The organism is Massilibacillus massiliensis, assembly GCF_900086705.1.
Taxonomy (GTDB): Bacteria; Bacillota; Negativicutes; order FLKF01; family FLKF01; genus Massilibacillus; species Massilibacillus massiliensis.
Genome location: NZ_LT575483.1, coordinates 2,369,734 through 2,381,544 on the forward strand (window position 1 = coordinate 2,369,734; position 11,811 = coordinate 2,381,544).

Annotated in this window: 12 protein-coding genes; 11 read left to right on the forward strand and 1 reads right to left on the reverse strand. The window is 43.9% G+C overall.

Annotation, left to right across the window (positions count from 1 at the left end; translation table 11 throughout):
- Positions 1 to 4: 4 nt before the first annotated feature.
- From BN6559_RS11455 to BN6559_RS19820, 11 genes are all read left to right on the forward strand, one after another.
- A complete protein-coding gene (locus BN6559_RS11455) occupies positions 5 to 586 on the forward strand; it encodes an amino acid synthesis family protein (RefSeq protein ID WP_110954839.1) in 582 nt (193 codons plus the stop codon).
- A gap of 136 nt (positions 587 to 722) precedes the next feature.
- Positions 723 to 2,081, forward strand: a complete 1,359-nt coding sequence (locus BN6559_RS11460) for an MFS transporter (RefSeq protein ID WP_199883951.1) — start codon at positions 723 to 725, stop codon at positions 2,079 to 2,081.
- A gap of 123 nt (positions 2,082 to 2,204) precedes the next feature.
- Positions 2,205 to 3,611, forward strand: a complete 1,407-nt coding sequence (locus tag BN6559_RS11465; RefSeq protein ID WP_110954840.1) for an SLC13 family permease — start codon at positions 2,205 to 2,207, stop codon at positions 3,609 to 3,611.
- A 77-nt stretch (positions 3,612 to 3,688) separates the two neighbouring features.
- Positions 3,689 to 4,576 carry an NAD(P)-dependent oxidoreductase gene (locus BN6559_RS11470; protein WP_110954841.1) on the forward strand — a complete coding sequence of 296 codons (888 nt, stop codon included), beginning with the start codon at positions 3,689 to 3,691 and terminating at the stop codon, positions 4,574 to 4,576.
- Entirely contained in the window at positions 4,576 to 5,334 is a 759-nt protein-coding gene (locus BN6559_RS11475; protein ID WP_110954842.1) for an XdhC family protein, read from the forward strand. Before BN6559_RS11470 ends, BN6559_RS11475 begins: the two co-directional genes overlap by 1 nt.
- Positions 5,335 to 5,338: 4 nt before the next feature.
- Positions 5,339 to 5,689: an XdhC family protein gene (locus BN6559_RS11480; protein WP_110954843.1), complete on the forward strand. Its 351-nt coding sequence runs from the start codon at positions 5,339 to 5,341 to the stop codon at positions 5,687 to 5,689.
- Between the two features lie 98 nt (positions 5,690 to 5,787).
- Positions 5,788 to 7,281: a DUF362 domain-containing protein gene (locus tag BN6559_RS11485; protein ID WP_110954844.1), complete on the forward strand. Its 1,494-nt coding sequence runs from the start codon at positions 5,788 to 5,790 to the stop codon at positions 7,279 to 7,281.
- Positions 7,281 to 8,132 (forward strand): hypothetical protein, encoded by an 852-nt coding sequence (locus BN6559_RS11490; protein WP_110954845.1) that lies wholly within the window; start codon positions 7,281 to 7,283, stop codon positions 8,130 to 8,132. The genes BN6559_RS11485 and BN6559_RS11490 overlap by 1 nt, the downstream gene beginning before the upstream one ends.
- A gap of 32 nt (positions 8,133 to 8,164) precedes the next feature.
- Positions 8,165 to 9,511: an MFS transporter gene (locus BN6559_RS11495; protein ID WP_110954846.1), complete on the forward strand. Its 1,347-nt coding sequence runs from the start codon at positions 8,165 to 8,167 to the stop codon at positions 9,509 to 9,511.
- Between the two features lie 18 nt (positions 9,512 to 9,529).
- Complete coding sequence (locus tag BN6559_RS19865) at positions 9,530 to 10,351, forward strand: methyl-accepting chemotaxis protein (protein WP_199883952.1); 822 nt, start codon at positions 9,530 to 9,532, stop codon at positions 10,349 to 10,351.
- A 460-nt stretch (positions 10,352 to 10,811) separates the two neighbouring features.
- On the forward strand, positions 10,812 to 11,174 hold the full coding sequence (locus BN6559_RS19820) for a methyl-accepting chemotaxis protein (RefSeq protein ID WP_267886731.1): 363 nt from the start codon (positions 10,812 to 10,814) through the stop codon (positions 11,172 to 11,174).
- A gap of 74 nt (positions 11,175 to 11,248) precedes the next feature.
- Here BN6559_RS19820 and BN6559_RS11510 read toward each other — a convergent pair whose 3' ends face one another.
- The gene (locus BN6559_RS11510) at positions 11,249 to 11,695 is read right to left on the reverse strand and encodes an Lrp/AsnC family transcriptional regulator (RefSeq protein ID WP_110954849.1); all 447 of its coding nucleotides are present in this window, start codon (positions 11,693 to 11,695) and stop codon (positions 11,249 to 11,251) included.
- Positions 11,696 to 11,811 lie beyond the last annotated feature (116 nt).

The window sequence follows — 11,811 nt, forward strand, 5'->3', positions numbered from 1 at the left end:
AGAGATGAAAGAACCAGAAATTAGAAAAGTTGTTACCAATGTAGAAGACATTTATATTGAAGGTTTTAAAAAATTAGACAAACCCTTACGTCGTTGCGTTGTTGCAGCAGTGATTAAGAATCCTTATGCTGGCAGTTACGCAGAAGAACTTGGCGAATTGACGGAAATCGGCGAATACCTCGGTGCGTATCTGACGAAAATTGCCGCAGAACGTTTAGGCGCAGAGGCAATTGAAAGCTATGGAAAAGGTGCAATCATTGGCGTAAATGGCGAGCTTGAACATGGCGCTGCGATTTTGCATCCCAAATTTGGCAAACCGATGCGCGATGTACTTGGTGGTGGTAAAGCCATCATTCCTTCGGCGAAAAAATCCGGAGGTCCTGGGACCAGTCTTGATGTTCCGCTTCATTATAAGGATGCGGCTTTTGTTAGAACACATTATGATGCAATGGAGATTCGTATTGCAGATGCACCGAAGGGTGATGAAATTATCGTTGCGGCTGCTTTTACGGATGGCGGTCGTCCGCATCCGAGAATTGGCGGTTTGCAGGTGTGTGAAATTAAAGGTGAAGACGGTTTGAGATAAGCACGATTTCTGTACACTGGCGTCACAGAAACTGTCCTGGGTTTGGACACTTTTGCGACGCTTGTTTTGTAAAGAGAGCTTGCAGGAAAAGAACGAGCTATGTGATCCGAGCAAGAAATAAAGGAGGATGCTGACAATGGAAGTTACAGTAGATAGCATGTACGAATCGAAAAAAATAATTGCCAGGTTGGATAAATTACCCTTATCGCGTTTTCATTATAAGATGCTGGGGATCAATGGGCTGGCTTGGGCCTTTGATGCTTTTGATGTCGGTATCGTGACGTTTATTGTGACAGCGCTCGTAAAAGATTGGGGGCTTAGTACTGGACAGGTTGGCGTTCTTTTAAGTTCCGGTATGGTGGGAATGATTGTCGGAGCCTTTTTATCAGGGCCATTGGCGGATCGATATGGGCGTAAAGCTGTATTTAAGTGGACCCTATTGATTTTTTCGATATTTTCACTGCTTTGTGCGTTTGCCTGGGATTTTACTTCTTTGGTCGTTTTTCGTTTTCTGGTTGGGGTAGGCCTTGGCGGAGAAACGCCGGTTGTTACCTCGTTATTGGGTGAATTTATTCCGGCAAAAAGCAGAGGGAAGGTACAGGGGCTTTTAAACTGTTTTTGGGCCGTTGGCTGGATTGCTGCTACTGCGGTCAGCTATTATGTGATACCAGCCGTCGGCTGGCGGTGGGCGTTTGTCGCCGGTGCACTTCCTGCACTCTATATCTGGGTGATTCGCCTGCATTTACCGGAGTCGCCGCGTTGGTTGGCTTCTGTAGGCAGGGCAAAAGAAGCAGCAGACATTATGCAGGGGATTGAGGCGGTCGTTGGTAAAACGAAACCGATTGCGGTAATCACGGAGATGGATGTGGAAAAGGTCATGGATCTTAGCCCTAGACCCATCGGCGATTTGTTTAAGAAAAAATATCTTAAAACGACAGTGATGCTTTGGCTTCTTTGGTTCATGGGGATGTTTGGCTATTATGGGTTATTTTCTTGGATGCCGACACTGTTGGTCAAGGCAGGTCATAGTATGATCCAATCCTTTCAATATGTACTGTTTTTGCAGCTGGCATATATACCAAACCAGATACTTTCTGCTTATTTGATGGATAAAGTCGGCAGGAAGAAACTTCTCGTAGGAAATCTTTTCTTCTCAGCAGTGGCTGCTGTTATATTTGGTATTGCGATGGGAAGTCAATTGGCTACGGTAGAAGTTATTTTGCTTGGCTTGGTGACCTCGTTCTTTGTTTCGGGGATTTGGGGTATCACCTACACCTATACGCCGGAACTTTATCCTACAGGAATTCGTGGTACTGGTACAAGTTGGGCATCGACCTGTTCCAGATTTGGCTCTATGTCGGCACCTTTGGTTATTGGTTATAGCTTAAATGCAATCGGATTCGCCGGCGTATATGGAATTGTAGCGGTAGCCTTTGGCATTGCATGCATCGCAGTTTTAACATTAGGGGTAGAAACAAAAGGAAAAACTTTATAACAATTGCGTTGTAAACAAAATTGCAGGCAGAGGATCGGTTGATGTTGTATGCAGAAAAGACACGGCAGCGAAGGAGCGTAGCGTATTTTAATTTTATACAGGGATAATAGGTTGAGATAATTTATGAAAAAGAGAATCTTTGGAATTATATTGGCAATGATGGTTGCCGTTAGTATTTTAGCGATACCGGAAATTGAAAATCTGTCCAGCGTAGGGCAACGTTGTCTGGCGGTCTTTTCAGCGGTGTTCATCTTATATTTATTTGAATCGATTCATGTAGCGATTATCAGTTTGTTGATTGTACCGATCTTGGTGATTTTTCAAATTACGGATATTCATATGGCGCTGAAAGGGTTTTCCTCAACTTCTACCTATTTGATCATTGGTTCTTTTGTTATGGCGGCTGCCATGCTGAAATCGAATTTAGGTGATCGAATAACCTATTGGGTGCTGGTGAGGGTGGGGAGCAGTGCGAAACGAATATCGTTTGGCATTATGTGTGTCAATATTGTGATGGCTTTTTTAATTCCGTCTTCAACAGCACGGACGGCGATGTTGCTGCCGATTTGCATAAAGATGATCCATTTATTTCGAGATAAAGAACAACGTGGCGGGCGTTTTGGTGCCAACCTTTTGATGACGCTTTGCTGTACCAACTCAACGATTAGTGCAGGGATATTAACTTCAACGGTAACGAACCCGATGGCAGTACAGTACATTGCATCGGTTACAGGGCAGACCGTATCTTTTGTCAAATGGTTGGAGTGGGGATTTCCGCCGGCATTGCTTATGACGATCGTTTCTTGGGTGCTCATTCAGCTTATTTTTTCTTCAAAAATCAATGCAGATGGACATGGACGGGAATATTTTCAGCAGAAGTTAAACGAGCTGGGTACAATTCGTAAGAGTGAAAAAAATGTTTTTATCATATTTTTGGGAACGATTCTGCTCTGGATATTTGGAGAAAACTTTGGCCTAGACAGTACGACTGTATGTCTTCTGAGTGCCTGTATTTTATGTTTGCCGAAGGTTGGCTGTCTGGATTGGAAGGAATGTCAGGCAAGTATTTCATTGAATGTAGTATTTGTCTGTAGCGGCGGCATCAGCCTTGGCGCGGCGATGAGTGATACAGGGGCTGCAAACTGGCTGGCAGATAGCATTTTTTCGCTGCTGCATCTCAGTCAATATTCCGCGGCAGCAACGATTAGTATTTTACTGGTGATCGTGCAGTTTATGCATGTTGTATTTGTTGGCACAGCGACAATGGCGAATGTGTTTTTCCCAATTCTCGTAGGAATTGCCGAAGTATCGAATATCAATCCAATGCTTACGGTATTGCCGGCAGCTTTTATGATCGGCGGTTATCCGATTTTGATGTTTTTTAATACGACGCCAAATATTTTATGCTGTGATACCGGAGAACTAAAAAATCGAGACTTCCCGTTGTTCGGCTGCTGTGTATCGATATTGGCTTGTATCGTTTATATTGTTTGTGTTTACTGGTATTGGCCGTTGATTCATGCAATGTAAAGACACAGAGGGGAATGCGCTAAGCTGAGGTGTCTTGCGTTATAAAAACGTAATTTAAAAGTAAAGTGGGGATAACAATGAAAATTGGATTTATCGGTCTGGGAAATATGGGCAAACCTATGGCGTTGAATCTTTTAAAGGCACAATATGATGTTACCATTTGCGATGTGAATCAAGCGGTAGTGGAGGAGTTTAAAGCTGTAGGTGCAAAGGCAGCTGCTACGCCGGCAGAGCTTGCCAAATATGTGGATGTTGTCATCACGATGCTGCCGAATGGAAAAATTGTCGAACAAGTTGTTAATGGCGAGCAAGGAATTCTGCGCGCTGCTGACCCGGGGCTTTGTATTTTAGATATGTCGAGTGTAGCGCCCGGGTTCACGCAGCAGCTGGCTGCTTTAGCCGCTGCGCAGCAGGTGGATTATATGGATGCACCGGTCAGCGGAGGAGTAAAAGGTGCTACGGATGGTACGCTGACGATTATGGCCGGAGGCGCTCCTGCGATTGTAAGCAAATGTCGTCCGATCTTAGAAACTTTAGGGAAGAAAATCTACGAAGTCGGTTCTGTAGGTGCAGGGGATGCGATAAAAATGGTCAATAACCTTCTTCTGGCAGTCAATATGGCAGCCGCAGCAGAAGCGTTTACGCTGGGAACAAAAATTGGCTTAGATCCACAAATTATGTTAGACGTTATCGGTACAAGTTCTGGAAACAGTTATGCGTTGCAGGCTAAAATGCCAAACTTTGTGTTTCAAGGAAAATTTGAACCTGGTTTTATGATTGATCTACAATATAAAGATCTCGAACTGGCTGTGCAGACAGCGAAGGAAACGCAGGTGCCGCTGATGCTCGGCAATGTCGTACAGCAACTCTATGGACAGTCACAAGCAGCAGGTCTTGGCAAAGAAGATATTTCTGCGATTATAAAGCCGCTCGAACAGCTTACGGGAATTCAGGTGCGTAAATAATGTTCGAAAAAATACGGTGGATGCAAGAGCGCAAGTGTACAGCTGATGTTTTTACGTTACTGGACATTGAACCCCAAAATGAACATTTGGTTGGCGCTATGTTGCTGTTAGATGCGGAAGGGTTGCTGGAAGGCACTTGTGATGAATTTGTCTTACAAAAAATATTGGAAAAGCGCCGTCAAACCATATGGGAGAAACCCAGTACTTTTTGGATTGAAGACCAAGCCGGCAAACGTTATCGATTCTATTGGGATAAAGTTATGCCGCCACCCCGCATCATCGTTATGGGAGGCGGACATATCAGCCAGTCCTTGGTACAAATTCTAGGCATGCTAAATTTTGATATCACGGTCATTGACGATCGACCGGAATTTGTGAATGCAGCTAGATTTCCTGCCGCACAAACCTGTATTTGTGATAGTTTTAAAAAGGCTTTGGGGCAGTTGACAATGGATGCTTCAACTGCGTTGATTATTGTTACACGCGGACACCGTTATGACATGGATTGTTTACGTTTTGTTATTGATAAGAGTTTCTGTTATCTTGGGATGATCGGCAGTCGAAAAAGAGTGAAAGAAATTATTGAGATGTTGCAGCAAGAAGGATTTTCGAAAGAGCAGCTACAGCGCTTATATGCACCGATTGGTTTGGATATCGGTGCACAGACGCCGGCAGAGATTTCAGTCAGTATTGCTGCAGAAGTTATCATGGCCTTTCGTGGTGGCTTGGGAGGAGCACTCAGTAAGATAAGGAGATGATGAAATGGATCGTGAGGTACTGCATTTCATATGCGAAAATCACGCTGCAGAGCAAATGTCTGCTGCCTTGGTCACAATTGTTGATGCACGCGGATCTGTTCCGCGTAAAGCAGGCGCACAGATGCTGGTTTATCCGGATGGGCGCACGCATGGAACGATTGGTGGTGGCTGCGGAGAAGCCGAAGTAAAGCGGCAGGCATTCCTTGCGTTGGATGAAAAGAAATCTCAGTTATACACCGTATCTTTGCTGCATGATGTAGCAGCCGATGAAGGGATGGTTTGCGGCGGTGTTATGGAAGTTTTTATCCAGATTCTTTTTCACAGGGAATGCATCGATGGAGGACGAGAAAAATAGAATATAAATTTTCAACAAAAAGGTTGGCAATGAAGCCAGTGAAGGTGAATAACGTATCTTCACTGGCTTTTTATTTTATATAGTTTGGAGGCACTTCTATGATTCAGGTAAAAAAAGAGCTTTGTAAAGGCTGTGGAATCTGCAAAAAAAATTGCCCAAAAGCGGCAATTGAAATAAAAGAAAAAGTTGCTGAAATCAGTGCATTATGTGTAAGCTGCAGTGTCTGTCTTAGGGTGTGCCCCTTTGGTGCATTGGCGAAAGCAAATGGTTCATCTGCAGCACTTCATTGTCGGTGTTGTCCGGTAGAGTGTGAAATTTTACCCGGATTTGAAGGTGCTTGCAAGCGCTATACCAATATTAGCGGTCAGCTTGTTCGCAACCGTGATTTGGTCGTCGATGCATTGACAGAGGCGGCGCATAAGGCGATATTACCGGAAAAACCGCTCATTACGGCAGTAGGGGCTGGCACATCGTATCCTTGCTGTAAGCCGGCTCCTTATATTGTGGAATGTGATGTCCACGGGGTCGACGTTGTTACGGTTGTAACGGAAGCACCGCTAAGTTACAGCGGCATTAAAGTGAAAATTGATGCCAATACGCATATTGGAGAACAAGGTACACCTGTGCTATGTGCAGGGGCAATTGTTGGTATGGTGGATACAGAGGAATATGGTGCAAAAATGCTTTCACTTGGTGGAGCGGGCATTTTAAGCGGTAAAAATGGTTTTATTGCGGCAAAAACGGTTGTCGCGCTAGCCAATGGTGAGGAAGTCGATCTGCAGGTACAAAAGGGCAGCCGATTAAAACTTCAAGTTGGAAAAGCACCAATTATTGATGGCAAGGTGGAGAAAAAGATGCGGGTGGGCTGTGGTAGTGCAACCATTGGAATGTTTGCAAAAATGCTCAGCGAGGTTGTAGATGAGGCTATTATACTTGATTTTCATGTCATCGGGCTGCTGAGTGAGCACAGAGCTGGTGAAGAAGTTGGTTTAGTGTATCGCGGCGTCGTACCAAATGGACGAAAAAGTACCAGAGGACGCTATTTCGGTGAAGCCGGTCGTGGTTGGGGCGGCACCTCGATCATGGCGGCAACAGATGCTGTAAAAGAAATAGATATGACGATTGCGTATCCGGGGCTACGCATTTTGGTCACAGAGACAACTGCGCAGCAGGCCGGACTATTAGAGGTACAGGCGGATGGAACGGTCAGAGAAATTCCGTTGACGAAGCAGATTGAAGAAGTTGTTAAATTTATTGCCGATAATTGTGAGGATGCCCGTGTCTCCGCTATGTATGTGGGGGGAACAGGTGGCAGTGCCAGAGCCGGCGTTACAAAGCATCCGATTAAGTTGTCACAGGCAGTTCACGCAGGAGATGTCAAAGTGACGATTGGCGGCGGCAATACGTATATTCTGCCGGGCGGCGGGATTAATTTTATGGTGGATGTAGAAAAAGTTGTGCCGAAAGCGTTTACGTGGGTTGCGACACCGGCTACCGTAGTGCCGGTTGAATATACCATGTCAAAAGAAACGTTTGCCGGTTTGGGCGGGCACATGCAAGCCATTCGCCCGGTCGGTGAAGTGAAATCGTGATGGCTACGACGCAAAGTGGTATGTTTGTGAACTACGGACCAATGCAGATCTCGATACAAGCTGTTTTTGCCGACAAACAGAGTAGCAGTGATGTGCAGGTACAAGCTGCAGGTCAATATGCAAAGCAGCTTTTGCATGAGATTGCACAGCATAAAGAAGTTGCGAAATTGGCGCAGCAAAAGCTACCCTCGAAGCTACCTAATGCAGCGGTTTTACGTCGTATGGTTGATGCTGTAAGACAGGCGGCGGATCCGACGCTTACACCAATGGCAGCGGTTGCGGGGACGATTGCGGACATGATTGCAGACGACTTGGCTGCGCGTGGCGCGTTGAAAGTTATCGTAAATAATGGTGGCGATATTGCCATACGTCTGCAAGAAGGGCAAACCGCCAAAGTAGGCGTTGCTGTCAGCTCGCATTTGCCCGTTATGACGACCGTGTGTATTACAAAAGAAAGCGGGATTGGCGGAATCGCTACAAGTGGAATTGGCGGCCGCAGCCTTACAAAAGGAATAGCGACAGCTGCAGTTGTTGCGGCGAGAACCGCCGGGCTTGCCGACGCTTGTGCAACAAGTGTAGGAAATGCAGTTTATACTGCACATCCACATATTCGCTTGATGCCTGCTGAAGCGTTGGATCCCAATACGGATATTCGAGGGCATTTTGTGGTGAAAGAAGTAGGAATATTACCGCTTACTGTGATCCAGAAAGCAATTTACAACGGCAAAGTATATGCGCAAAAGCTTTTAGAAGATGAGATTATACTGAAAGCGGCCATATACATCGAAGATTGGAGCGCGATGATTCCGGAGGTTTGGCTAAATTCGGAGGAGCAGCTTTTATATAAATAATTTATGCGAATAAAGCGGATGGGGGAAATCGTATGGGAATTACAAAACGTTTGGGCGAAATGCCGCTAAGCAGCTGGCATTGGCGTCTTCTGGCAATTATTTCAGTGGGCTGGGCCTTTGATGCAATGGACACAGGTATTGTTTCTTTTGTATTACCTAAATTAATGGGATTGTGGAATCTCAGCGGTGCACAAGTTGGCTTTATTGGCAGTGTTGGCCTTATCGGTATGGCAGTCGGGGCTGCATTAGCTGGTTCTTTGGCCGATTCTATGGGGAGAAAGAAGCTGTTAGCGGTTACGATGCTAATCTATGGATTAGGAACAGGTGGCTGTGGATTGGCATGGAATTATGAATCGCTATTGTTCTTTCGCTTTGTGGTAGGATTTGGCCTTGGCGGTCAGGTACCTGTCGCTGTGACGCTCATGAGTGAATACTCACCGGATAAATATCGGGGACGTATGATCGTGCTTTTAGAAAGTTCATGGGCAATTGGCTGGCTTGTGGCAGCAGTTATTTCCTATTTGGTGATTCCGAAATATGGCTGGCAGTTGGCTTTCTTTATCGGTGCTTTCCCGGCAGTATGGGTAATCTACGTTTGGAAAGTCATCCCTGAATCCGCACTTTATTTGGTGAAGAAGGGCAGATTGCAGGAAGCGCATGAAATTGTGTGTGAGATCGAACGTTCAGCAGGCATTCCTTGCGGTGCAATGCCGACGACGGTAGACAATACCGCGCAGAAGAAGACCTCGTTCGCGTTTACGCAATTATTTTCCGGTATTTATTTAAAAAAGACGATTTGTTTATGGATTCTTTGGTTTGGTCTGGTCTTCTCCTATTATGGAATTTTCATGTGGCTGCCGACTTTATTGGTTAAAGCGGGACATAGCATGGTGCAATCTTTTTCTTTTGTTATGTGGATGACCCTTGCACAAATTCCGGGTTATTTTACTGCGGCAATGTTGGTGGATAAAATTGGGCGCAAACCGACGTTATCCTCGTTTTTGATCTTATGTGCGGTTACAGCCTACTTTTTTGGACATGCGACAACTTGGAATGAAATCTTATTTTGGGGTTGCTTGATGTCATTTTTCAATCTTGGGGCTTGGGGATTAATGTATACGTATACACCGGAAATGTATCCGACAGAGGCACGTGCTTCAGGTACTGGATGGGCTGGTGCCTGCGGACGAATTGGTGGTATGCTGGCGCCAATGGTAGTTGGCATGATGTTTACCGGACCGGATAAGTTTTCGTTGGTATTTGCGATGTTTACGGGAGTGTTAGTCATCATTGGGCTCAATGTTTTGATATTAGGTGAAGAAACGATGCATAAATCGTTGGAAGAACCGGTTGAGGCGAAGAAGGCTGAGGTTATTTAAGTGGAAGAGGAAAATCGTATGTATCAAGCTTATCAGGTTATACTTCCAACCTTGCATGCGCTGCATAATGAACGATGTGGTCTGACGCTGACAGATTTAGATAAAATCATGTTGTATCTCCCCTCAAAAACACTGGATTTAAAGTGTAAGGCAGGAGATCTGCTGGCAACTGGGAGCGGGATATATCGGGCAGTTCATGAGAAAAAACGAATTACAGCACATGTGGATAAGGCCTTGTATGGTGTCCCGTACATTTCGATGGCGATGCCAATCAGAGGCTTAGATGGCAAGGTAATTGGCTCTATTGCGATTACGCAGTCTGTTGAGCTTGAGGATATGCTTAGACAAATGGCCGAGTCTTTGACGGAAAGTATGGATGGATTGGTGAAAACGACCGAGAAAATTTCTGCGCAGACAATGCAAATGTCAGAGGTCAGTTTTGGGTTGACTAAAGCTGCCCAAAATGCGGAGATGCGGATTGGTCAAACGGATCAGGTTGTAGATTTTATTCGTGGAATTGCCAGTCAGACCAATCTACTTGGGCTAAATGCTTCAATTGAAGCGGCGCGGGTCGGTGAACATGGAAGAGGCTTTAGTGTGGTAGCAGAAGAAATAAGAAAACTGGCATTAGATAGCGGTAATTCTATAAAAGATATCGCGGCGGCTTTAACGCATATTAAAGGCGAAAGCAGTGGAGTATCGGCTAAATCAACGGAACTTCAGGAGAAGATAAAAGAAATTGGTGAAGCTGCTAAAGGTGTTGCCAGCATTGCACAGCAGGTTAGTAGTGCAGTACAGCAAATGAATGCTGCGGCAGATCATTTATTTAAAGATGTATAAAACAAGAGACATTTCACATTGCTATTGTGAAATGTCTCTTGTTGATGTATATAAAATTGGTGCTATTTATTCACTGTTTCGTTGTCTTTTTTGATGTATAATGAAATAAGTAATGATTGTTGCAATATAGGAGGTAACGATGATGACAAATATATTACTTGTAGGTGGCGGTAGTACTTGTGCCGGTTTTTTGGAATTGATACAAAATGTTACGGATATAAAAATCATCGGTGTAGTTGATCTGAAAACAGATGCATTGGGTATTAAAATAGCGAATAAATTGGGGATTAGAACGTTTCAAGATATAAAAGATGCAGTGAATGTGAAGGGAATTGATGTTGTAATTAACATTACGGGCAATCCTAATGTTAACAAATTCATTGAGGAACATAAACCTGAACAAGTGAAATTAGTAGATTCTTTTATCACCTCCATGTTATATCATCTAATAAAATCTCAGATGATATTGGCAAGTGAATTAAAGGATAAAGTGGGCGTCCTATCAGAGGCAGTAACAGAAGCAAAAATGCATATTAACAAAACACATGAAGTGATTGGCTTTATCAATAAGGTTTCGCAGCAGACAAATCTTTTGGGATTAAATGCGGCAATTGAAGCGGCTCGTGCTGGTGAACAGGGAAAAGGATTTTCTGTCGTAGCCAATGAAGTCCGTAAACTAGCCGACGATAGTGTTGAAGCAACAGAGAGAATAAGTGCTATTTTAAATAGCATAGAAACTTCTATGCAAGCAATTGTTTCAGGAATAGCAGAAACGGCCACTGTTGCTGAGCGCAATATTAGCGGTGAAGCGCTAAAAAGCTAGATGCATCGAAGTCTACATAAAAAATAAAAGAGCCTTGCAATCTTCATTAAAGAGATGTGCAGGGCTTTTGTTCATCATTCTGGAATTACGGAAGGATTATCTGTAATTGTTGATAAGATAACAATGGTTTGCGTTTTCACGATGCCGGGCTGATTTTTAATTCGGGTTAGTAATGCTTCTAAAGTATGTGTGTTTTCCGTTAATATTTTCAATGAATAGTCAAAATCGCCGGTAATATAGAAACATTCTTTGATTTCAGTTTCGTTCTTGACAAAGTGCGCAAAGGCATCGCTGTGACTTGGGTTTTCAAATCGAACAAACATGAGCGCCATGAGATGTTTATTTAACATTGTAGGATCCAAGATAACCGTATATTGCTTGATTACGCCAGATGCTTCAAGCTTTTTTAACCGCTCACTAATCGCTGGCATTGACAGCGATATTTCTGAACTTAAATCAGAGATTGTCATGCGAGCATTTTTTTGTAGATTTTGTAGTATTTTTTTATCAATATCATCCATCTAATCACCACCAATCTGACTACAGAATTTTCTATATGTTCTTATTATAACAGGCAAATGAATTTCTGTAAGTGTTTTCATGCGGAATATTTAAAAATATATGTTAAAAAATGTTT

What these genes read in the sequence shown, in the direction of transcription:
- BN6559_RS19865 (WP_199883952.1), top strand. Translation starts at nt 9,530, where the DNA reads ATGTATCAAGCTTATCAGGTTATACTTCCAACCTTGCATGCGCTGCAT.
- BN6559_RS11455 (WP_110954839.1), top strand. Translation starts at nt 5, where the DNA reads ATGAAAGAACCAGAAATTAGAAAAGTTGTTACCAATGTAGAAGACATT.
- BN6559_RS11480 (WP_110954843.1), top strand. Translation starts at nt 5,339, where the DNA reads ATGGATCGTGAGGTACTGCATTTCATATGCGAAAATCACGCTGCAGAG.
- BN6559_RS11460 (WP_199883951.1), top strand. Translation starts at nt 723, where the DNA reads ATGGAAGTTACAGTAGATAGCATGTACGAATCGAAAAAAATAATTGCC.
- BN6559_RS11470 (WP_110954841.1), top strand. Translation starts at nt 3,689, where the DNA reads ATGAAAATTGGATTTATCGGTCTGGGAAATATGGGCAAACCTATGGCG.
- BN6559_RS11495 (WP_110954846.1), top strand. Translation starts at nt 8,165, where the DNA reads ATGGGAATTACAAAACGTTTGGGCGAAATGCCGCTAAGCAGCTGGCAT.
- BN6559_RS11490 (WP_110954845.1), top strand. Translation starts at nt 7,281, where the DNA reads ATGGCTACGACGCAAAGTGGTATGTTTGTGAACTACGGACCAATGCAG.
- BN6559_RS11485 (WP_110954844.1), top strand. Translation starts at nt 5,788, where the DNA reads ATGATTCAGGTAAAAAAAGAGCTTTGTAAAGGCTGTGGAATCTGCAAA.
- BN6559_RS11475 (WP_110954842.1), top strand. Translation starts at nt 4,576, where the DNA reads ATGTTCGAAAAAATACGGTGGATGCAAGAGCGCAAGTGTACAGCTGAT.
- BN6559_RS19820 (WP_267886731.1), top strand. Translation starts at nt 10,812, where the DNA reads ATGATATTGGCAAGTGAATTAAAGGATAAAGTGGGCGTCCTATCAGAG.
- BN6559_RS11510 (WP_110954849.1), bottom strand. Translation starts at nt 11,695, where the DNA reads ATGGATGATATTGATAAAAAAATACTACAAAATCTACAAAAAAATGCT.
- BN6559_RS11465 (WP_110954840.1), top strand. Translation starts at nt 2,205, where the DNA reads ATGAAAAAGAGAATCTTTGGAATTATATTGGCAATGATGGTTGCCGTT.